The organism is Rhizobium changzhiense, from assembly GCF_013087625.1.
GTDB classification, from domain to species: domain Bacteria; phylum Pseudomonadota; class Alphaproteobacteria; order Rhizobiales; family Rhizobiaceae; genus Rhizobium; species Rhizobium sophorae.
On sequence record NZ_JABFCQ010000002.1, the window covers coordinates 708,187 to 729,866 of the forward strand.

Annotated in this window: 19 protein-coding genes and 1 riboswitch; of the genes, 8 read left to right on the forward strand and 11 right to left on the reverse strand. The window is 61.5% G+C overall.

Annotated elements, in window-relative coordinates:
• Positions 1-43: 43 nt before the first annotated feature.
• Both G9X68_RS12840 and bluB read right to left on the reverse strand, forming a co-directional pair.
• The gene (locus G9X68_RS12840; protein WP_171602667.1) at positions 44-790 is read right to left on the reverse strand and encodes an SDR family NAD(P)-dependent oxidoreductase; all 747 of its coding nucleotides are present in this window, start codon (positions 788-790) and stop codon (positions 44-46) included.
• Between the two features lie 151 nt (positions 791-941).
• Positions 942-1,628 carry a 5,6-dimethylbenzimidazole synthase gene (gene bluB, locus G9X68_RS12845; protein ID WP_171602668.1) on the reverse strand — a complete coding sequence of 229 codons (687 nt, stop codon included), beginning with the start codon at positions 1,626-1,628 and terminating at the stop codon, positions 942-944.
• Between the two features lie 42 nt (positions 1,629-1,670).
• Positions 1,671-1,858, reverse strand: a riboswitch (cobalamin riboswitch).
• A 366-nt stretch (positions 1,859-2,224) separates the two neighbouring features.
• Here bluB and G9X68_RS12850 point away from each other — a divergent pair.
• The 3 genes from G9X68_RS12850 to G9X68_RS12860 all read left to right on the forward strand — a co-directional run bounded on the left by G9X68_RS12850 (position 2,225) and on the right by G9X68_RS12860 (position 6,132).
• Positions 2,225-4,099 (forward strand): methyl-accepting chemotaxis protein, encoded by a 1,875-nt coding sequence (locus tag G9X68_RS12850; RefSeq protein WP_171602669.1) that lies wholly within the window; start codon positions 2,225-2,227, stop codon positions 4,097-4,099.
• Between the two features lie 60 nt (positions 4,100-4,159).
• Positions 4,160-4,741, forward strand: coding sequence for a hypothetical protein (locus G9X68_RS12855; protein WP_171602670.1), 582 nt, complete (start codon positions 4,160-4,162; stop codon positions 4,739-4,741).
• Between the two features lie 326 nt (positions 4,742-5,067).
• Complete coding sequence (locus tag G9X68_RS12860; RefSeq protein ID WP_171602671.1) at positions 5,068-6,132, forward strand: 3-deoxy-7-phosphoheptulonate synthase; 1,065 nt, start codon at positions 5,068-5,070, stop codon at positions 6,130-6,132.
• On the opposite strand, the gene G9X68_RS12865 is transcribed toward G9X68_RS12860, so the two are convergent.
• Positions 6,129-6,956, reverse strand: coding sequence for a TolB family protein (locus tag G9X68_RS12865; RefSeq protein ID WP_171602672.1), 828 nt, complete (start codon positions 6,954-6,956; stop codon positions 6,129-6,131). The two genes, G9X68_RS12860 and G9X68_RS12865, sit on opposite strands and share 4 nt — an antisense overlap.
• A 78-nt stretch (positions 6,957-7,034) precedes the next feature.
• Positions 7,035-8,714: an NAD+ synthase gene (locus tag G9X68_RS12870; protein ID WP_171602673.1), complete on the reverse strand. Its 1,680-nt coding sequence runs from the start codon at positions 8,712-8,714 to the stop codon at positions 7,035-7,037.
• Positions 8,715-8,891: 177 nt separating this feature from the next.
• On the opposite strand from G9X68_RS12870, the gene G9X68_RS12875 reads away from it, so the two are divergent.
• Entirely contained in the window at positions 8,892-9,422 is a 531-nt protein-coding gene (locus tag G9X68_RS12875; protein ID WP_171602674.1) for a DUF1003 domain-containing protein, read from the forward strand.
• On the opposite strand, the gene G9X68_RS12880 is transcribed toward G9X68_RS12875, so the two are convergent.
• The gene (locus tag G9X68_RS12880; protein ID WP_171602675.1) at positions 9,419-9,817 is read right to left on the reverse strand and encodes a GFA family protein; all 399 of its coding nucleotides are present in this window, start codon (positions 9,815-9,817) and stop codon (positions 9,419-9,421) included. The genes G9X68_RS12875 and G9X68_RS12880 overlap by 4 nt on opposite strands.
• Positions 9,818-10,113: 296 nt before the next feature.
• On the opposite strand from G9X68_RS12880, the gene G9X68_RS12885 reads away from it, so the two are divergent.
• Entirely contained in the window at positions 10,114-11,952 is a 1,839-nt protein-coding gene (locus G9X68_RS12885; RefSeq protein WP_171602676.1) for an ABC transporter ATP-binding protein, read from the forward strand.
• 72 nt (positions 11,953-12,024) lie between these two features.
• Here the strand turns inward: G9X68_RS12885 and G9X68_RS12890 are convergent, their stop codons facing one another.
• Positions 12,025-13,398 (reverse strand): class II 3-deoxy-7-phosphoheptulonate synthase, encoded by a 1,374-nt coding sequence (locus G9X68_RS12890; protein WP_029875504.1) that lies wholly within the window; start codon positions 13,396-13,398, stop codon positions 12,025-12,027.
• Positions 13,399-13,617: 219 nt separating this feature from the next.
• Between G9X68_RS12890 and G9X68_RS12895 the strand changes: the two genes are divergently transcribed.
• Positions 13,618-14,907: a vWA domain-containing protein gene (locus tag G9X68_RS12895; RefSeq protein ID WP_171602677.1), complete on the forward strand. Its 1,290-nt coding sequence runs from the start codon at positions 13,618-13,620 to the stop codon at positions 14,905-14,907.
• A 19-nt stretch (positions 14,908-14,926) separates the two neighbouring features.
• Here the strand turns inward: G9X68_RS12895 and gor are convergent, their stop codons facing one another.
• Entirely contained in the window at positions 14,927-16,312 is a 1,386-nt protein-coding gene (gene gor, locus G9X68_RS12900; RefSeq protein ID WP_171602678.1) for a glutathione-disulfide reductase, read from the reverse strand.
• Positions 16,313-16,538: 226 nt separating this feature from the next.
• Between gor and G9X68_RS12905 the strand changes: the two genes are divergently transcribed.
• Positions 16,539-16,751 (forward strand): hypothetical protein, encoded by a 213-nt coding sequence (locus tag G9X68_RS12905; RefSeq protein ID WP_171602679.1) that lies wholly within the window; start codon positions 16,539-16,541, stop codon positions 16,749-16,751.
• 57 nt (positions 16,752-16,808) lie between these two features.
• On the opposite strand, the gene G9X68_RS12910 is transcribed toward G9X68_RS12905, so the two are convergent.
• The 3 genes from G9X68_RS12910 to rpiA all read right to left on the reverse strand — a co-directional run bounded on the left by G9X68_RS12910 (position 16,809) and on the right by rpiA (position 18,468).
• Positions 16,809-17,093 (reverse strand): acylphosphatase, encoded by a 285-nt coding sequence (locus tag G9X68_RS12910; RefSeq protein WP_171602680.1) that lies wholly within the window; start codon positions 17,091-17,093, stop codon positions 16,809-16,811.
• 97 nt (positions 17,094-17,190) lie between these two features.
• Complete coding sequence (locus tag G9X68_RS12915) at positions 17,191-17,754, reverse strand: DUF2059 domain-containing protein (RefSeq protein ID WP_171602681.1); 564 nt, start codon at positions 17,752-17,754, stop codon at positions 17,191-17,193.
• A 15-nt stretch (positions 17,755-17,769) separates the two neighbouring features.
• Positions 17,770-18,468, reverse strand: a complete 699-nt coding sequence (rpiA, locus tag G9X68_RS12920; RefSeq protein ID WP_171602682.1) for a ribose-5-phosphate isomerase RpiA — start codon at positions 18,466-18,468, stop codon at positions 17,770-17,772.
• 204 nt (positions 18,469-18,672) lie between these two features.
• Between rpiA and G9X68_RS12925 the strand changes: the two genes are divergently transcribed.
• Complete coding sequence (locus tag G9X68_RS12925; RefSeq protein WP_171602683.1) at positions 18,673-19,389, forward strand: HAD family hydrolase; 717 nt, start codon at positions 18,673-18,675, stop codon at positions 19,387-19,389.
• A gap of 319 nt (positions 19,390-19,708) precedes the next feature.
• Here G9X68_RS12925 and G9X68_RS12930 read toward each other — a convergent pair whose 3' ends face one another.
• Entirely contained in the window at positions 19,709-21,622 is a 1,914-nt protein-coding gene (locus tag G9X68_RS12930; RefSeq protein WP_171602684.1) for a L,D-transpeptidase family protein, read from the reverse strand.
• Between the last annotated feature and the right edge of the window lie 58 nt (positions 21,623-21,680).

Here is a 21,680-nt window from a genome sequence, read left to right on the forward strand (position 1 = left end):
GTGAACATTCGGCGGGATGTGAATGCGGGTCGCTTGAGCATGGTCAGTAGGTCGTACGACCGCCGCTCAGGTCGAACGTCGATGCGGTCGTGAAGGAATTCTCTTCGGAGAGCAGCCAGACGACCATCGAAGCGATCTCACCAAGTTCAACGAAACGATCGCGCGGAATGCGGACGCGCATATATTCGATAAACTCGGGTGTCAGCCCGTCCAATATAGGTGTCTTTGCGGTGGTCGGCGTTACCGCGTTCACGGCGATTCCCGTCTTTGCGAGTTCCTTGCCAAGAGACTTGGTGAAGCCCAGCACACCAGCTTTCGCTGCGCTGTAGGCGGCGATGTTCGGATTTCCTTCCTTGCCCGCAACCGAGGAGATGTTCACGATCCGCCCGTAGTCGCGCTTTAACATGACTGGAACGACGTGCCGGCAACAATTGAAGGTTCCCGTGAGGCAGACATCGATGACGTCTTTCCACTCGCTGACATCGTATTCGATCGCGGGCTTTACCGGACCGGTAATCCCGGCGGAATTGACGAGCCCGTCGATACGGCCAAAAATCTCTTCGGTCGTCGCCGCCGCGTTTTTCACTGATACGGGATCTGCGACGTTGACGCCGAAAGCGACCGTACCGGATCCGAGAGCGGAAGCGCTGTCCTTCGCCAGGTTTTCGTTCAGGTCCCAGATGGCCACCTTGCCACCAGACTGGATGACGCGCTCTGCGATAGCATAGCCGATGCCGCGCGCACCGCCTGTGATCACGATGATCCGCTCCTTCAAGTCGATCATGTTCATTGGGCCGTTATCCTCCGATTGAGCCGCAGATAGCCGAATATCTAGTTCCGGGATTTCGCTTTCAGCGTATCGATATGAAGGTCAGGAATAAAGATATCACTCGGCCTCGCACGGCGTCGGCGATACCGGCATCGAAAGATCGCGACGCGCTTTAGGTGTTCAGTCCCCATCCATCGTAGAAGACGAGTTCATCGAGCGGCAGCCGCTGCCGCCAGCCTTTGACGGAGAGTTCCGGCTCGTCATAGAGGCGATCGACGAAACCGGCACAGAGCCAGGCGACCACCTCGATATGCTCGGGTATGCCGAGAATTGTTCTCAGGTCGCCGTCGCGAAAAATGCTGACCCAGCCGATGCCGACCCCTTCCGCCCGCGCCGCAAGCCAGAGATTCTGGATGGCGCAGACTGTGGAATAGCTATCCATCCTGGAATTGTGCGTGCGCCCCAGCACGACGCTGCCGCTGCGGGTGGGATCGCAGGTCACGCATATGCCGAGCGGCGCCTCGACGATACCTTCAAGCTTGAGGGCGCGGTAGGCCTGCCGCCGCTCGCCGGCAAACATCAGCGCCGCCTCGTCGTTGGCGCTCGCGAAGGCATCCCGGACGCGCGTCCGGACAGCGGCACTTTTCACCAGAATGAAATTCCACGGCTGCATGAAGCCGACGGAGGGTGCATGATGGGCTGCCGTCAGCAGCCGCCGCACAAGGTCATCCGGCAAGGGATCGGGCAGGAACTGGCTGCGAACGTCGCGCCGCGTCATGATCGCATGATAGACGGCCTCGCGTTCGGCCAAGGAAAAACCGGACGCCGCCGAAAGGGCATCCTCATCAAAGGGTCGCATCGTCAAATCCCCAACAACGCAACCGCTCCGCCGTCCGCGCGGATCGGTCTATCTAGTCAGGCCGGTCTTCTGACTCGGCGTCATCCGTCTGCCGCAGCCTTCCCGGCGAGAAGCCAGTGGCGAGATGAAGCGGCAAACGTAGGCCTTACAGCGTTGGGCACGTTCCGGCCTTGCACCGGATTCCCGATTCTCCCGCCTTACCGGCGGGCACCTGACGGCGCATCTATTTCAGCAAACCGGCGCGGCGGCAAGCCGCGAACCAGATGGTTGATTCTAGCCGCGCGCCAAGCGGTGCCATCTGTCTCTTTTCTTCGGCCGAGGCGTAGGGAACACGGACGCGCGACCTACCTCTTCTCCCCAGCGGGGCGAGGCAGATCTCCAATGGGCGTGATAGCGAAATAACACGCGTGTGCTCCGACATCCCTTCTACTTTATGATTTATTCACATATCAAATACACACTGCGTTTTGCGCGTTTTGGGTCGCTATCAGGACATGGGCATGAGCGCTCGTGATGTGACCGTCAGCGTCGATGCCCGTATTGAGACGCCGGTCGGGAACATGTCCGACTGAGCCGCAATTCTAGGCCGCCGCGGAATGTTCCAATTTTTGAAAACGATGCCTCTGACAGCCAAGCTGGCGGCGATTATCGTTGCCGTCAACCTCTGCGGCATTTCCGCTTTCGCCACCTATACGTGGATGTACGAAACCCGGGCATTGATCGATGGCGCCAAGGCCAACTGGTCCAAGGATGCGGAGCAGTTTGCCTCGCTAGCCGCCGGCGGCGTGAAATGGGGGAAGGCGAACGCCGTTCGCGAGGCTTATTCGCTCTATCGCGACGACCCCTCGCTCGATCTTGTGCAATTCGCCGCATTCAACGCGGAGCCTGCCGCCGTCGACACCTGGACACGGGACGGCATCAACGGTCTGCCCGCACCGGCGGATCTGGCGAAAGGCCTGAGTGCGAAGCCGGAAAAGACGACCATCGATGACGGCGGGTTATCTGCCGGCGTGGTGACGATTACCGCGCCGCTCCCGCTGGACAAGTCAGGCAAGATCACCGGTTATATCGTCACCAACTGGTCCGTCGAAAAAATCGCTTCCGAAGTCAAGCAGAAGGTTCTCGTTTCGCTGCTCACGCAGTTCGTGATCACCGCCTTGGCCGTCATCGCCTTCCTTCTTGCCATGCGCAGCCTCGTTGGCCGGCCGATCCGGATCATCAGCGAACGGATCAGCGCCTTGCAGAAAGGCGATCTGGCTTCTCCCGTCACCTACAAGGAAAATGGCGACGAGATCGGCTTTCTGGCGCGTGCCTTGGAAGTTTTCCGCCACGAGGCGATTGCGAAGGTCGAAAGGGAGCAGGCCGCTGCCGAGCAGAGCGCTTCGCTCGATGCCGAACGGGCGCGCAATGCATTATTCACGGAAGAGGCCAGCAACACGCAGCGGCTGGTCATGACCGCTCTCGCAAATGCATTGGAAAAGCTCGCAGCAGGCGACTTCTCCGTACACCTGGCCGATCTCGGTCCGGAGTTCGATAAGTTGCGGCAGGATTTCAACAACATGGTCGAGGCCGTCGCCGCCGCGCTGACGGAGATCAAGGCCGCCTCCGTGGCGGTTGAAGGCGGCTCGAGCGAGCTTGCCTCCTCCGCAGATCAACTCGCCAAGCGGACCGAGCAACAGGCGGCATCATTGGAAGAGACCGCTGCCGCACTGGATGAGGTGACCACCACGGTCCGAACATCGTCGCAACGCGCCGAAAATGCCGGGAAACTGGTCGAGGAGACAAAGCGGAGTGCTCATGTCTCGGCGACGGTGGTGCGTGATGCCATTGGGGCGATGGACCGGATTCAGACCTCGTCGAGCCAGATCGGCCGCATTATCGGCGTCATCGATGAAATCGCGTTCCAGACAAACCTGCTGGCGCTGAACGCCGGCGTCGAGGCGGCACGTGCAGGCGAAGCCGGCAAAGGTTTTGCGGTTGTCGCGCAGGAGGTGCGTGAACTCGCCCAGCGGTCGGCAAATGCGGCCAAGGAAATCAAGAACCTGATCAATGTGTCCGGCCAGGAAGTTGCCGCGGGCGTCGGGCTGGTGAACGAAACCGGCGACGCCCTGCTGAAGATCGAGGAGCAGATCAACCGCATCAGCGACAGTATCGCTTCCATCGTCCAGTCCTATCGCGAACAGGCGACGGGTCTGCAGGAAATCAACGGCGCGATCAACCAGATGGATCAGGCGACGCAGCAGAATGCGGCGATGGTCGAGGAAACAAACGCGGCCTGCCAGGAACTGCTGCAGCAGGGACGCCTTCTGCAGGACTCGGCCGGCAGGTTCGTCGTCGGCGCGTCCGCGGCCAGCCAGACCAAACCCGTTCAACCCGCCCGCCAATCTCGTCCCGAACCCAGAGCCTACGTGCAGCGGCATGCAGGAAATGCCGCCGTTGCCGCCGCTCCCGGTGCCTGGGAGGAGTTCTGACGCCGTCTTCGTCCGATAAGCCTTAGTTCTCAGCAACCTATAATCAGGAAGGAAACAGTTATGAAGAAACTCGTGCCCGCATTTCTTTTGGCCTGCACCGCAGTTGCCGCGCCCCTGGGCGTATCCATGGCGCAGGATGCCAAGCTTGCCCCGATCTTCGACTACGTGAAGAGCGACGTAACGCCCTGGTTGAACGACCCCGCCATCATCGAGGCTGTCAAGGCGCAGGACGCTGCCAATGCCAACCTGAGTGCGGCTGATATCGACGCCCTCGACAAGAAGTGGCGCGCCGAAGTCGATGGTTCCGACCATTCGATGATCGACGGCGTGCTCAACAATGCGCTGTCGAAATTCCTTCAGGCAAAGAAGGAGGCCTCCGGCGGCAAGATCACCGAGATCTTCGTCATGGATGCCAAGGGCCTGAATGTCGGCCAAAGCGACGTCACCTCGGACTACTGGCAGGGCGACGAGGGCAAGTTCCAGAAGTCCTTCGGCGCCGGCAAGGATGCCGTCTTCGTCGATGAGATCGAAAAGGATGAATCGACCCAGACGCTCCAGTCGCAGGCCAGCGTCACGATTTCAGACGACAAGGGAACCCCGATCGGCGCCATCACCGTCGGCGTGAACGTCGACGCCCTCTGATCTCAAAAACCCTGAGCACGTCGCATGAGTGAGATCGAGTGCGACGTGCTTCCTGCCCGGTGGGTGTAGCTCGCGTAAGAGCAGTTGCTGTCCCCAGGAGCGTCCGGTTTAGGCGGAAAAATCTGCGTGACAATGCGCGGGCGTGACGCTACATCAGCCTCATGTCGATCACGTCAATCAACGCCTCGCGATTTTATTGGTACCGCTGCTCCCAGCGGATGCGGGTCCATGCGTAACTGAATTCGACGCGACGACAACCCGAACAGCCGCTAGTCTACCTGGCGGCTTTTTTGTTCCGCACGGTATGACCAAACAGGAGCCATACCGTGTCTGATGCCATTGATGATCTACGTATCCTCGAGATCACGCCCCTCACCAAACCCGCCGATATCCTCGCAGAAATTCACCGCGATACTGCCGTCACCGAGACAGTGACCAGCAACCGCGATGCGATCCACAAGATTCTCCGTGGCGAAGACGATCGCCTGATTGTCGTGATCGGCCCCTGCTCCATCCACGATCCGGTTGCCGCCCGGGAATATGCCGCGCGGCTCGAGGAACAGCGGCGGCGCTTTGCCGGCGATCTCGAGATCGTCATGCGCGTCTACTTCGAAAAGCCCCGCACGACCGTCGGCTGGAAGGGCCTGATCAACGACCCACACCTCGACGGCAGCTACCGCATCGAGGAAGGGTTGAGGATTGCACGACGCCTGCTGCTCGATATCAATGCAATCGGCCTTCCGGCCGGTGTCGAATTCCTCGACACGATCACCCCGCAGTACATCGCCGACCTCGTCAGCTGGGGCGCGATCGGCGCGCGCACGACCGAAAGCCAGATCCACCGGCAGCTTGCCTCCGGCCTTTCCTGCCCGATCGGCTTCAAGAACGGCACCGACGGCGGCGCACGCGTGGCGCTGGATGCCATCCTCGCCGCCTCACAGCCGCATCACTTCCCGGCCGTGACCAAGGACGGCCAGGCGGCCATCGCCTCGACGACGGGCAATGAGGACTGCCACATAATTTTACGCGGCGGCAAGCGGCCGAACTATGAACCGGCCGACGTCGAAGCGGTGATCGGCGAAGCCGTCAAGCTCGCCGTCGCCCCGCGCATCCTCATCGATGCCAGCCATGCCAACAGCGGCAAGGATCCGTTGAACCAGCCGCGCGTCGTCAAATCCGTCGCAGCGCAGATCGCCGCCGGCAACAACGACATCAAGGGCATGATGATCGAAAGCAACCTCGTCGCCGGCCGCCAGGATCTCGTTCTAGGCAAACCGCTGGTCTATGGCCAGTCGATCACCGACGGTTGCATCGATTGGGATATGTCGGTCGCAGTGCTGGAAGACCTCGCGAAATCGGCACGCGATCGTCGCAAGGCAGCGGCGGCCTAACCCGCCGGAAAGTACCGGACATAGGCGAATTCTTCGCCGTCAGGTGACCAGCAGGGCACGTTGATCGTGCCCTGCCCGCCGAAAAGCTCGAACAGCGTCTTCAGATTGCCGCCGTCCATGTCCATCAGCCGCAGCCGCACGTCGAGATCGCGCGGATGGTCGAACACCGAAGGGTCGTAGGACAGGATCAGCACCTTGTCATTGGAAGGCGACGGATGCGCGAACCAGTTGCCGTAATCGTCCGACGTCACCTGGTGGAGACCCGTGCCATCGGGATGGATGCGCCAGATCTGCATCAGCCCGGTGCGGCTGGAATTGAAATAGATCCATTGCCCGTCGACAGAATAATCCGGTCCGTCATTGCGGCCCTCGCCATGCGTCAGCCGCGTCTCTGGGCCGCCGTCGACGGAGATGGTGTAGATATCGAAGAGGTCGTCGCGGATGCCGCAATAGGCGAGCTGGCGCCCGTCCGGCGACCAGCCATGCCAGTAGGATGGCAGGTTCTGGGTGATGAGCCGCGGCGTGCCGCCTTCGATCGGCAGGATATAGATCGCCGACTTGCCGAACTCGGTCTTGTCGGAAATGACGATCTCAGTGCCATCGGGCGAAATGCCGTGATCATTGTTGCAGTTGACGGCAAAGCCGGTATCGACCTTGACCACCTCGCCGCCATCGAGCGGCAATCGGTAGAGCAGCCCGTCGCCGTTCAAAAGCAGGGTGGAACCGTCGGGCGAGAAGTTCGGCGCCTCGACCAGCCTGTCCGTCTGCCAGACTTCGCGCGCCCTGCCCGTCCTGACATTATAGATCTCAACCGAGCTGCGCATGGTTTCTCCCAAAAGTCTTGACCGTCAGCGATCTCGATTGCGTCAGCGATCTCGATTGCGTTAGCTATCTCGATTGCGTTAGCGATCCCGGAAACGGTTGGTGATCGGATAACGTCGGTCGCGGCCGAAATTCTTTTTGGTGATCTTCACGCCGGGCGCCGATTGCCGGCGCTTGTATTCGGCGAGATAGAGCAGATGCTCGACACGGTGAACGGTCGCAACGTCATGGCCGCGCGCGACGATCTCCTCGACCGCCATCTCTTTCTCCACCAGGCATTCTAGAATATCGTCGAGCACGGGATAGGGCGGCAGCGAATCCTGGTCTTTCTGATCCGGACGCAACTCGGCCGACGGCGCCTTGTCGATGATATTCTGCGGGATGACCTCACCCGATGGTCCGAGCGCACCCGGCGGCACGTTTTCGTTGCGCCAGCGGGAAAGCGCATAGACCTGCATCTTGTAGAGGTCCTTGATCGGGTTGAAGCCGCCGTTCATGTCACCATAGAGTGTCGCGTAGCCGACCGACATTTCCGACTTGTTGCCCGTCGTCACCACCATCGAACCAAACTTGTTGGAGATCGCCATCAAGATGACGCCGCGCGCCCGGCTCTGCAGGTTCTCCTCGGTGATGCCGCTATCCGTGCCTTCGAAAAGGCTGGCGAGCGCGCTGCTGAAACCCGTCACCGGCTGTTCGATCGGCACGATATCGTAGCGGCACCCAAGCGCCTTGGCGCAATCGGCCGCATCCTTCAGCGAATCCTCGGAAGTATAGCGGTAGGGCAGCATGACGGTGCGCACCCGCTCCTCGCCGAGCGCATCGACAGCGATTGCCGCGCAGATCGCCGAGTCGATACCGCCGGAAAGGCCGAGCACAACAGTCTTGAAGCCGTTCTTGTTGACGTAGTCGCGAAAGCCGAGCAGGCAGGCGCGGTAATCGGCCTCCTCGCGCTCGGGAATATGCGCCATCGGCCCTTCGGCGCAATGCCAGCCGCCGTCGCCGCGCTTCCACGTCGTCACCGCCAGCGCCGTTTCGAACTGGCTCATCTGGAAGGCGAGCGACTTGTCGGCATTGAAGCCGAAACTCGCACCGTCGAAGACGAGTTCGTCCTGGCCGCCCAGCTGGGCGGCATAGATCAACGGCAGGCCGGTCTCGATCACCTGCTTCAGCACCACCTGATGGCGGATATCGACCTTGCCGCGATAATAGGGCGAACCGTTCGGCGACAGCAGGATTTCCGCCCCGCTTTCGGCCAGCGTCTCGCAGACGCCGAGATCACCCCAGATATCCTCACAGATAGGAATGCCGATGCGCACGCCGCGGAAATTCACCGGCCCCGGCATGGCGCCTTGGTCGAAGACGCGCTTCTCGTCGAATTCGCCATAGTTCGGCAGGTCGATCTTGTCGCGCACGGCAATCACTTTGCCGCCGTCGAGCACCGCGACCGAATTGTAGCGCCCGGTCCCGTCCTGCCGGGGAAAGCCGATGATGACGCCCGGCCCGCCGTCGGCGGTATCGGCTGCGAGATTCTCGACCGCCTTCCAGCAGGCGCGGATGAAGGCGGGCTTCAGCACCAAGTCCTCCGGCGGATAACCGGAGATGAAAAGCTCGGTCAGGACGAGCAGATGCGCGCCCTCCCGGGCAGCATCGGCGCGCGCCTCGCGCGCCTTGGCAAGATTGCCGGCGACGTCGCCGACCGTTGGATTGAGCTGGCCGATGGCGATGCGGAAGATATCAGAGAGCGCGTTTTCCTGTGTCATGTCATTTATTTAGCCTGCAGCTTCCGCAACGGCAACATGTTCGCCGCGAAAGCACCACCCGGCAGTGACGAAATTTTTATGAAGGGTGCGCCAGAGCGCCGCGGGACTCGATACACATTGCAATTTACAGACGACGCGGAATACTGCGCCGGAAGCGACAGCATCGGAAACACAGCCATGAATAACTTTTCGAACTTCGTGCACCATCATTTCGACAAGCCAGCCGAAGAGCTCGGCACGATCGAGAAGCGCGTGCTGGCAAAAGCGCACGCGCGCAAGATCATCTCGACCGACGTCAATGCCGCCTTCTCCGCCGAAGCCTCATTCGGCGAGCGTGTCGCCGACGGCATCGCCCGCGTCGGTGGCTCCTGGTCCTTCATCATCGCCTTCCTCGCCTTTCTCGTCGTCTGGACTGTGATCAACACCATCATCCTGGCGACCGGCGCTTTCGACCCCTACCCCTTCGTCTTCCTGAACCTGATCCTGTCGATGCTTGCCGCCATCCAGGCGCCGATCATCATGATGTCGCAGAACCGCCAGGCCGAGCGCGACCGCTTCGAGGCCGCCAAGGATTACGAAGTCAATCTCAAGGCCGAGCTCGAGGTGCTCTCGCTGCACCAGAAGATCGACATGAGCGTGCTGACCGAACTGACGGCGCTGCGCGAGGATGTGGCTCGCCTCAGCGCTGCGCTTGCCGCCAAGGGTTAAACCGGATTCACCGCGTATTGCGGAAGGCCGTCCGATATTTCGTAGAAATCGCCCTTGTCGGCGCAGTAGATATGATGGCCGAAGGCAAGGCCACTCGGCGTGTCGAAGGCGCCGGCCATGACCGAAATCTCCGCCGATCCGTCCGCCTGCCAGAACAGCGCGGAGCCGCAATTCGAGCAGAAGCCGCGCTGCGCCTCTTCGCTTGACCGGTACCAGCGGACCGCCTCAGTGCCATCAACCGAAAGAGCCGCGCGGGCCACGTTGACCGCGGCGTAATAAAACCCCGTCTGCCGGCGGCACTGCGAGCAATGGCAGCCGACAACAGGTCCTGGCTTCGCCGTCGTTGAAAATCGCACGGCGCCGCAAAGGCAGCCGCCTATATACCGTTCGGTCATGATCGCTCTCCCGCTTATGACCGAACGTTGCCGCCGATCGCCCGCGGCGTCAAATCCATTCCGTTCAACGAAATCATCAGAAATCTTGAAAATCGCCGGCCCTATGCATGCGTGGTCGGCTTGAGCACCTGTTGCTCGACGACAACAGCCGCCAACCTCATCTCATCCCGGCATTGAATTGCCGGCTGTTGTCGGCGATACTTAAGGTCCAATTCATTCGACCCCCTGGGAGACTGACATGAGAGCGACCCTGTCCGAACAGAAAGGAAAAATCCCCCACAAGGACATTCAGCTTCATGAACATTTCGTTCTCCCGCGCGAGGAAAAGCTCGCGACGCCATAACTCCTTCCTGAAATTCCTCCGCGACGATGCGAATGCCGCCGACCGCGAGCAGCGTTGGTCGCGTATGCGCAAATTCCTCTCCTACTACCGTCCGCACCTGCCTTTGCTGCTGGCGGATCTGCTTTGCGCCATCCTGGTCGCCGGCACGGCGGTCGCCCTGCCGCTCTGCGCCAACGTCGTCACGAGCCGTCTTCTGGCTCTGCCCGACGCGCCGCAGGCCTTCGCACAGATCCTGGCAATGGGCGGCATTATGCTGGCGGTTCTAGCTGTCCAGATCGCTGCGATCTTCTTCGTCGACTATCGCGGCCACGTCATGGGCGCGCGCATCGAAGCGACGGTGCGGCAGGAACTCTTCGAGCACTGCCAGAAGCTCTCGTTCAGCTTCTACGACCGCCAGCGCACCGGCCAGCTGATGAGCCGCATCACCAATGACAGCCTGTGGCTGGGCGAGCTCTTTCACCACGGCCCTGAAGATCTCTCCATCGCCGTGCTCAAATATGGCGGCGCCATGCTGGTGCTCTTCTTCATCGATCCGCCATTGGCAAGCATCATCCTGCTGCTCACCCCGGTGGCGGTGGCCTATGCGCTCTATTTCAACCGCCGCATGAACCGCGCGCTCGAAGCCAGCAAACGCCAGATCGCCGCCGTCAACGAGCGGGTGGAGGATGCCCTTGCCGGCATCCGCGTCGTCCAGTCCTTCGCCAACGAGGCGCTGGAGAAGGAACGCTTCGCCGAGCAGAACCGGCGCTTCCTGCGAAGCCGCGCCGAGGGCTACCGCAGCGAGGCCTGGTTTTCGGTCGGCACCGAAACCTTCGCCCAGCTCGTCACCATATTGGTGATCATCGTCGGCGGCCTGCGCATCCTGGCGGCGGAGCTGACCGTGCCTGATATGCTGACCTTCCTGCTCTGCGTCGCCGTGCTGGTGGATCCCGTGCAGCGGTTGGCGAATTTCGTGCGCCTCTGGCAGGAGGGTTATACCGGCTTCGTCAGGGCCATGGAGATCCTGGAGATCGCGCCCGATATCACCGATCGGCCGGCGGCGCGTCCGATGCCGGCACCAAGGGGTGAAATCAGCTTTACCGATGTCGCCTTCGGTTACGAGGCCGATGGCCCGCGCGTGCTCGAGCAGCTGTCGCTCACCATCGCCCCCGGGGAGTTCGTCGCCCTGGTCGGCCCCTCAGGGGTCGGCAAGAGCACGCTTTGCGCGCTGATACCGCGTTTCTACGATGTCGAGGCCGGGGCGATCCAGATCGATGGCATCGATATCCGCGAGGTGACGCTGGCCTCGCTCCGGCGCCATGTCGGGGTGGTGCAGCAGGATGTCTACCTGTTTGCCGGTACGGTGGCGGAAAACCTGCGCTACGGCCGGCCCGACGCCACCGACGCCGAGCTGGAAGCCGCCGCGCGCGCTGCCAATGCGCACGACTTCATCATCGCCCTGCCCCATGGCTATGACACAGATATCGGCCAACGCGGCGTCAAGCTCTCGGGCGGCCAGCGCCAGCGCATCACCATCGCCCGCGCCTTCCTCAAGAATCCGGAGATCCTGATCTTCGATGAGGCGACCAGCGCGCTCGACAACGAGAGCGAACGGGCGGTGCAGCAGGCGCTGATCAGCCTGGCAAACGGCCGAACCACCCTGGTCATCGCCCACCGCCTGTCGACCGTCCGCCATGCCGACCGCATCCTGGTCCTGACAGCGGATGGCATCGTCGAACAGGGCACCCATGACGAGCTCATGGCGCAAGACGGCGTCTACGCCAATCTGCACAGCGTCCAGGCGAGTATATGAGGGACTGGTGCGCCTCCACTGCAATAAAAAAGCCCGGCAGCGCCGGGCTTTTTTCATCATTTGAGGCTAATCTCAGCCGTTGGCGACCATCCGCTTTTCGTCGCGGCCGCCCTTCATGCGTTCGGCAAGCAGGAAGGCCAGCTCGAGCGCCTGGTCGGCGTTGAGGCGCGGATCGCAATGGGTGTGGTAGCGGTCCTGCAGGTCTTCTGCGGAGACCGCGCGGGCGCCGCCGGTGCACTCGGTCACGTCCTTGCCGGTCATCTCGATATGGATGCCACCCGGGTGCGAGCCTTCGGCGCGGTGGATCTGGAAGAAGCTTTCGACTTCCGACAGGATCCGCTCGAAGGGACGGGTCTTGTAGTTGTTGAGCGTGATCGTGTTGCCGTGCATCGGATCGCAGGACCAGACGACCTTGCGGCCCTCGCGCTCGACGGCGCGAATGAGCTTCGGCAGGCTGTCGGCGACCTTCTCATGGCCGAAGCGGCAGATCAGCGTCAGGCGCCCGGCCTCGTTGGCAGGATTCAGGATGTCGATCAGTTGCAGCAGGTCGTCGGCCTGCAGCGACGGGCCGCATTTCAGGCCGATCGGGTTCTTGATGCCGCGGCAATATTCGACATGCGCATGGTCGGCCTGGCGCGTACGGTCGCCGATCCAGATCATGTGGCCCGACGTTGCATACCAGTCGCCCGATGTGGAATCGACACGGGTCAGCGCCTCCTCGTAACCGAGCAGCAGCGCCTCATGGCTGGTGAAGAAGTCGGTCTCGCGCAGGCTCGGATGGTTTTCCGAGGTAATGCCAATCGCCTTCATGAAATCCATGGTTTCGCTGATCCGGTCGGCAAGTTTGCGGTAGCGCTCGCCCTGCGGGCTGTCCTTGACGAAGCCGAGCATCCACTGATGCACGTTTTCGAGATTGGCGTAACCGCCCATCGCGAAGGCGCGCAGCAGGTTCAGCGTTGCAGCCGACTGGCGATAAGCCATGGCCTGGCGTTCCGGATTCGGAATGCGCGACTCCTCGGTGAACTCGATGCCGTTGATGATGTCGCCGCGATAGGCCGGCAGCGTCACGTCGCCCTGCTTCTCGACATTCGACGAACGCGGCTTGGCGAACTGGCCGGCGATGCGGCCGACCTTGACGACCGGCAACTGCGCACCGAAGGTCAGCACCACGGCCATCTGCAGGAAGGCGCGGAAGAAATCGCGGATATTGTCGGCGCCGTGTTCGGCGAAGCTCTCGGCGCAGTCGCCGCCCTGCAGCAGGAAGCCGTTGCCTTCGGCGACATTGGCGAGATGCTTCTTCAGGCGGCGCGCTTCACCTGCAAAGACAAGCGGCGGATAGCTGGCGAGCGTGGCTTCCGTTGCCGCCAAAGCGGCTGCGTCGGGATATTCGGGAACCTGCAGGATCGGTTTTTGCCGCCAGCTGCTCGGGGTCCAATTGTCTGCCATCTCACTCACCTGTTCTCACATCCATACCTCAGGATGCCCTCAATATGCGGCGGCTTATAGACCTTTAGACCCGGCTTGCAAAGACCATTCGCCGACAGTTGTCGCCTTGCCGCCGCCGCCCGCCCTGCTCTGGTTAAACCAGCATATACCATGTCGATTTTCCCATATTTTAGACTTTCAATGTAGAACCGGAGAGAGTTTCAATTTCGGGGACATGGCATGGCAATCCTTCCGCCCGGTTTCATATCGGACCGCTCGGGCAATTTCGGCATCATGACGGCACTGCTGGTGGTGCCGCTCTTCGGTGCGGCCGGCATGGCGGTGGATTTTGCCCACGCGCTCAGCCTGAGGACACAGCTTTACGCCGCTGCCGATGCCGCCGCCGTCGGTGCGATCTCTGAAAAATCCGGCGCTGTCGCCGCCGCGATGAAAATGAGTGGCGACGGCACGATCTCGCTCGGCAAGGACGACGCTCGCAACATTTTTACGTCGCAGATGTCCGGCGAGCTGACCGACGTTCATGTCGATCTTGGCATCGACGTCACCAAGACCGCCAACAAGGTGAATTCGCTGGTCTCCTTCAGCGCCACCATGCCCACCACCTTCATGCGCATCCTCGGCCGGGACACCGTCACGATCTCCGGCACGGCCACGGCCGAATACCAGACCGCCACCTTCATGGATTTCTACATTCTGCTCGACAACACCCCTTCGATGGGTGTCGGCGCAACCGCCGACGACGTCGCGACCATGGAAAAGAACACCAGCGACACCTGCGCCTTTGCCTGCCATGAAACCGAGAACAAAAACAATTACTACAAACTCGCCAAGAAGCTGGGCGTCAGCATGCGCATCGACGTTGTGCGCCAGGCGACCAAGGAGTTGACAGAGACCGCCGAGCTCACGCGCGTCTCCGACAACCAGTTCCGCATGGGAGTCTATACGTTCGGCACCAAGGCCGAAGACGCAAAGTTGACGACCATATCCGACCCAACGGACAAACTTGATCAGGTGCGCACCTATACCGATGCGGTCGATCTGATGACCATCCCGAGGCAGGGCTACAACAATGACCAGCAGACGAGCTTCGATAGCGCGCTGGATCAGATGAAAACCATCATCACCACCCCCGGCGATGGCAGCACCTCCGCGACACCTCAAAAGATCTTGTTCTTCGTCTCTGACGGCGTCGGTGACAGCGAAAAGCCGAAGGGCTGCACGAAGAAACTCACCGGCAAACGCTGCCAGGAGCCGATCGACACATCTTTCTGCCAGCCGCTGAAGAACAAGGGAATCAGAGTTGCGGTGCTCTACACCACCTATCTGCCGCTGCCGAAGAACAACTGGTACAAAGACTGGATCAGGCCCTTCCAGAACGAGATTCCCGCGAAGATGCAGGAATGCGCCTCGCCCGGCCTTTATTTTGAGGTATCGATGACCCAAGGCATCACCGAAGCGATGAAGGAACTCTTCCTCAAGGTCATCCGCGCGCCCCGCATCACCAGCTAAGTGGGCTCAGAGGCAGAGGTCAAATCCGCTTGCCGTCGCGGATCCGATAGCTCGGCGCATACATCGTGACGAGCTCTTCGGCCGCCGTCGGGTGCAGCGCCATCGTCCGGTCGAAATCATCCTTGGTGCAGCCGGCCTTCAGCGTGATGCCGAGTAGTTGCGCCATCTCGCCGGCATCGTGGCCGAGGATGTGGGCGCCGACCACCTTGCGGCTCGCCGCATCGACGATCAGCTTCATGATCATCCGCTCGGCCCGCCCGGAAAGCGTGGCCTTCAGCGGCCGGAACTGGGCGCGGTAGACTTCGAGTTCGGAATAACGCTTGCCCGCCTCCTCTTCCGAGAGGCCGACGGTGCCGATCTCAGGCTGCGAGAAGACGGCAGTCGGGATCAGCTCGTAGTCCGGCCGGGTCGGATTATTCTTGTACTCGGTCTCGATGAAGCACATCGCCTCGTGGATCGCCACCGGCGTCAGCTGTACCCGGTTGGTGACATCGCCGAGCGCATAGATGTTTTCGACATTGGTGCGGGAATATTCGTCAACGATAACGGCGCCGCGTTCGTCGACGGCGACGCCGGCCGCCTCGAGGCCGAGGCCTTGCGTGTTCGGATCGCGCCCGAGAGCCAGCATGACGACGCCGGCTTGCAGCGTGCCGTTGTTCAGCGTCTCCAGAATGAGCCCCTCCTCACCCTTCGAAACCTTCTGCAGCGTGTCGTGGCAAAGGATGCGTATGCCCTTGGCGGCCATCGCCTCATGCAGCCCACGCCTCAGATCCTCGTCGAAACGCGACAGGATCTCGGCGCCGCGATAGATCAGCGTCGTCTCGATGCCGAGACCATGGAAGATATTGGCGAACTCGACGGCGATATAGCCGCCGCCCGCGATCACGATCGATTTCGGCAGCTCTTCGAGATGAAAGGCCTCGTTGGAGGAGATGCAGAGCTCGTGACCGGGAAGCGCTGCATGCGGATTCGGCCGTCCGCCGGTGGCGATTACGATCGTCTTTGCCGTCACCGTCTGTCCGGTCTTCAGCAGCCGGACCGTATGGGCATCGACGAGTTCCGCGCGCGTTTCCAGGATCTCGGCATTGGCGCCGGCGAGACCTTTCTTGTAGAGGCCTTCCAGACGGGCGATTTCAACATCCTTGGCCGCCACCAGCTTTTTCCAGTCGAAGCTGCTTTCGCCAACCGTCCAGCCGAAGCCCGCCGCATCCTCGAAATGCTCGTGGAACTGCGACGCATAAACGAAGAGTTTCTTCGGCACGCAGCCGCGGATGACGCAGGTGCCGCCGTAGCGATACTCCTCGGCGATCGCCACTTTCTTGCCGAGCGATGCGGCGACACGGGCGCCGCGCACGCCTCCAGAACCGCCGCCGATGACGAAGAGGTCGTAGTCGTAGGAAGACATGAGGAGCTCCGGAAGGGAATCGCAGGAAGGATGTTCCTGATATAGGGGCGATCGTCATGAAAACAAAAGCCCGCTCCTGCGTCATCCGGTTCCCATCGCCGAATCTTCATTGTAAAGGGCTGACCCCAGTCACCGTCTTCGGTTGACCAGTCACCGTTTGCGGTTGACCCGGTCGGCCGAGGCTGGCAGGCAATCCATGGGATGGAAAAGAACGGCGGAGCAAAAGATGGATCAAACTCTCTTCACCAACCTGTGCAGGGCCGGCAAATTCAAGGAAGCGCTCGGCCTCGCCATTCAAGGCCATGAGAATGAAAAATACACGCCGAGCCGCTTCTCGATCGACAAGAAGACGAGGCTGCCGATCTTCTATCGTGGCAACAAGCGCGTAGAGCCGGATGAGACGGGTGAATGGCAACTCTCAAAGAACCCGAACCCGTAGGGGCTGAGTTGCGGCGCACATGCGTTGCCAATTGCATATTCTTAGCGATCGGCGCTGTCAGCGGGTAATCCGGAAATCCGTCGGGTTCTTCTCAAGCTGGGTTGCTTCCGTCTCGACGCTCGAAACAGACGCCCCCGAAGGCCCGCGCCTGAAACGCTCGATCATTGTCGTGACGGCGGCGTCGGGTCCTGCGATCACAGCGACGACAGCCCCGTCCTCTTCATTGCGAACCCAACCCGTCAAGCCGAGCCGCACCGCCTCATCGCGGGTCCAATAGCGAAAACCGACACCCTGGACCTTGCCGGATATCCGCACTCGGACGGCCCTACCGTGATCGGACATGTCTGCAGTCACCTGAAGCCTCGCCGGCAGCATTTACCGCATCATAACAAAAAAGCCCGGACGATGCCGGGCTTTTGCAAATTTGAGGGGCCAGACCTTACTGCTGGGCAGCCGGTGCCGGAGCCGGAGCGGTCGGGCTGTCGGTTGCCGGCGGCGGTGCCTTGATCACCTTGGAAAGTTCGGCGTTGCTCTGCTTTTCCAGGTCGCGGGAAATGCCCTGCGCCCAGATGTCGGCAGCCTTCGCCGTCTCGCGCGAGGCGACCGGGCCATCGCGCAGCAGCTTCTTGCCGACGTCGGAATTATAGAAGTCGGCGATCGCCTTCAGCTCGTCGACGGTGAAGGTCTTGGCATAGGTCAGTGCCGCCTCCTTCTCCAGATCGCCGCGGCGCGGCGCCAGCGCCAGCGCCTGCGCATCGACCGTCGACGAAATGATGTCCTGGTAGTTCGGCGAATCCTGGATCAAGCCGGCCTTCAGACGCTCGGCGAGACCGGGCAGGATGTTGTCGAACTGGGCCGTGGCGCCGATGGCGTCGATCGCCGCGCGAGACGCCTTCAGCTGCTCCTCGGAGACTTCCTGCGCCTTGACGACGGAGCCGAAGGCAAGCCCGGAAAGAACGACGGTCGCAGCGGCGAGACGGCCAAGACCTGCAATGTTCATCATGAGTATATGCTCCTGTTATCTGTTTGCCTGCAGCGTGCGCGCACCCGCAGGACCGGCAATGATCGCAAGTGCCGCCATATTGATAAAGAGCCCGTGTTCAACGACGCCGGGTATGGAATTCAGCTCGCTCGAAAGCGCCTCTGCATCAGGAATGCGGCCAAAAGATGCATCGATGATGTGATGGCCGCCATCCGTGGTAAACTCTCCGTCACCCGCCTGGCGCAGATCGAGTTCACCGGCAAGACCGAGCCGAGCCGCGACCTTTTCGATGGCGATCCGCGTCGAGACGAGCCCGAAGGGATTGACCTCGATCGGCAGCGCGAAGGCGCCGAGCGTTTCCACCAGCTTGCTCTCGTCGGCAATGACGATCATTCGCTCGGAGGCGGCCGCGACGATCTTTTCGCGCAACAGCGCGCCGCCACCGCCCTTGATCAGCCTGAGCGCCTGATCGACCTCGTCGGCGCCATCGATCGTTAGGTCGAGTGCCGGCAGTTCGTCGAGCGACTTCAGCGGCACGCCGAGTTCGACGCAGAGCCGCGCGGTTCGTTCGGACGTCGGAACCCCTTCGACCCTGAAGCCGCCCGCGACCTTCTCCGCCAGCAGGCGAACGAATTCTTCCGCCGTGCTGCCGGTGCCGATCCCGAGACGCATCCCGCTTTCGACATGAGCGAGTGCGGCCTCGGCGGCCTTGATCTTCATTTCGCGGGCATCCATGCGCCGCCAGCTCCGATTATTGCGTTGGATGTGCTGTTTACACGGCTCGCCTGGCAAACGAAAGTCAAAATCATCACGGAAAATGAAAAGCCGAAACAGAGGCCTGCAGCCTTCCCGACCATCGCCGGACGTTGCTTTCCGCCGCATGATCGCCTACCTCAGGACGATCCATCGCTCCTCAAGACGACCATCGCTCAAAGAGACATGCCCTTGACCCCTGTTCCCGCTCGCCCGGCGCTCGTCGTCTTCGATCTCGACGGCACCCTTCTTGATACCCACGTAGATCTGGTCGAGAGCCTGAACCATACGATCGCGGCCCTTGACCTCGAACCGGTCAGCTACGACGACCTCACTCATCTCGTCGGCCAGGGCGCGCGCGTCATGATCGAGCGCGCCTGCCGGCTGCGCGGCCATCCGCTTGAAAGCGACGCCTTGCCGCCGCTGGTCGAGCGTTTCGTCGCCCATTATGCCGGCAACATGCCCGGCCGGACCGAACCCTATCCGGGCCTGGTTGCCGCGATGGACCGGCTGAAATCTCAGGGTTACCGCCTCGCCGTCTGCACCAACAAGATGGAGAGCCTGGCGCTCGGCCTGCTCGGCAAGCTCGAGCTTACCCGATATTTCGACGCCATCACCGGCGGCGACAGCTTCGAATACCGCAAGCCCGACGCCCGCCACCTCACCGGCACCATCGAACGTGCCGGCGGCGACATCGCCCGCACCGTGATGATCGGCGACAGCGTCAACGACATCGCCGTGGCGAGAAACGCCGGCGTACCGTCGATCGCCGTGCCTTTCGGTTATTCGGATGTGCCGGTCTTAAGCCTCGATCCGGATAAGATCATTATGCATTACGATGAGCTGACGCCGGAACTGGTGGAGAGACTGTTGCGGGAGTTTGCGACGAAGGTTGCGGTCTGAGGCGGCCGCTCACCTCTCCTCCCTCATTCCTGTGCTCGTCACAGGAATCCAGCCACGGCGCGTCAGCGCCGTGAATGAATCAATACCTCAAGGGAAGAGTCCTTCGCGCCCAATGACTTGGGCGCACTGGATTCCTGTGACGAGCACAGGAATGAGGGAGATGGTAGTCGCGGTTCTCGCCAAGTTTTTTGCCAACGCGGATAAAGCCCATTCATCCGAAGCTTCGGGCCACACTGCACTTCTATGGCGCGCAAACGCCGCCAAAAACAAAACGGGCGGCCCGGAGACCGCCCGCCAGCACCACTAATCAAATCCGATATCAGATCTGCGCCCCACGCGCCTTGCTCGTCGCGTCAAAGGCCTTTTCGACATAGGCATCGCGGCCGTAGACGTCGTCGAAATATTCCACCACGCCGTCCTTGTTCGGCCAGGCGGTGAAGTAGGAGACGTAGACCGGGATCTTCTGGGGCACGCGGACCGCATGGTTCTGCCCACTGGCGATCTGCTTGGCGATGTCGTCGGTCGTCGTGCCGAGCACGGCGGCCGCCATCGCGCGCGGATCGGCAAGGCGCACGCAACCGTGGCTCAGCGCCCGCATGTCGCGCTTGAAAAAGCTCTTCGACGGCGTGTCGTGCATGTAGATCGCGTGGCTGTTCGGGAAGAGGATCTTCAGTTCGCCGAGCGCATTGTCGCTGCTCGGCGGCTGGCGCACCGAAACATTATTGGTCGAGCCGTACCAGTCGACACTCGACGAGGCGACGGCGTGGCCGTTCACCTCGACCTCATAACCGAGCTGGTCGAGATAGTTCGGATCCGAGCGCAGCTTCGGCAGCATCTCGTTGATGATGATCGACTGCGGCACGCCCCAGAAAGGGTTGAACTCGACCGTCTCGATTTCGTCGTCGAAGAAATAGGTCTGGTTGTTCTTGCCGCCGACCACCACGCGCATCGACAGCTGTTCCTTGCCGTCATTGTGGTAGTAGACCATGTAAGCCGGCTGGTTGATCATGACGTAACGGGAACCGAGATCCTCCGGCAGCCAGCGCGCCTGCTCCATGGCGACGACGAGCTTGTCGATCTTCGAGGCATTGGTATCGCCGCCGGTCATGGCGCGCACCGTCGCCTGGCCGATGACGCCATCGGGCTTCAGCCCACGCTCTTTCTGGAAATCCTCGACCAGCGAAACGATGTCGGGCGAATAGTCGATGCTGCCGGCGTAAGCAGCAAGCGTTGCCGCATGATCGGCCCTCAGCGTTTCGGAACCGTGCTTGCCGATCGCCTTGACGATATTGGCGATCTCCGGCGAGCTGTCGCCAGGCCTCAGCAACCTGTCGAGCGAAACGACGATTCGCTCCTCATTGCCGCCGTCGGCGGCGCGAAGCTTGGCAAGCTCCGCCTTCAGCGCCTGGAACTGCGGACTATCAGGCGAGCGGCTGGCGATGTAGGCGCCGACATCGGGGCTCAGGCGGGCAAGCTTCAGCACCGGGGCCAGATTGACCACCTTGCGCTGGAAGTCGTGATAGCCGGAGATCTTGTTCGGATCGATGCGGCCGCGCACCGTGTCCTGCACGAAGGCGAGCACCTTGGCGGAGAGATCGAGCTCGAACTGTGTCAGCGCCCGATCGCGAAAGGCGGGATCGGGATTGGCCGGGTCGATATCAGGCGTCTGGACGGCGTAATCCGCCGGGTCGAGGCCAACGAAGGACGCATCGGCAAGTACCAGCATCGCCGACTTGGCGCGGTCGTTGATCTGGTTGCCTTCGACCCAGACAAGCGGATTGCGGCTGTCGCCGTAATAGGCTTCAAGCGCCTTTGCGACGTCGGCATTGGCGCGCACCTTGGCCTGCGCCAGGAAACGGCGCTGCACGGCCGGCTCGGCGCTGGCATCACCGCTGCCCGAAACATCGGCGACCGCGCCGGTGACGACGGGATCGGCGAACCTGCCGGTGTCGACGAACTGCAGCGTCTCAGTTTTATAGGTGTAATAACGCGGACCGCTCACCTTCGGCAGCGGCGCTTCCGGGTCGAGCCCGCCAAGCGATCCGCCAACGCCGCCCCGCTGGCCTACGCGGCCGGGCGGCATCTGGTCCATGAAGATAGTGCTCTGGGTCCGCTGCCTATCGCCGCGCAGCATATCCATCAGTGTGTAAGCATGCGCGGGAGCGGCGCTCATCACTGCCACGCCGCAGGAAATTGCCAACGCGGATGCCGCGCTTTTAAAAACGAAGGTCATATATATATTCCAGTCCCGGTGTCATGCTGTTCTCAGCTCAAATCCCGCGAAACTCAAG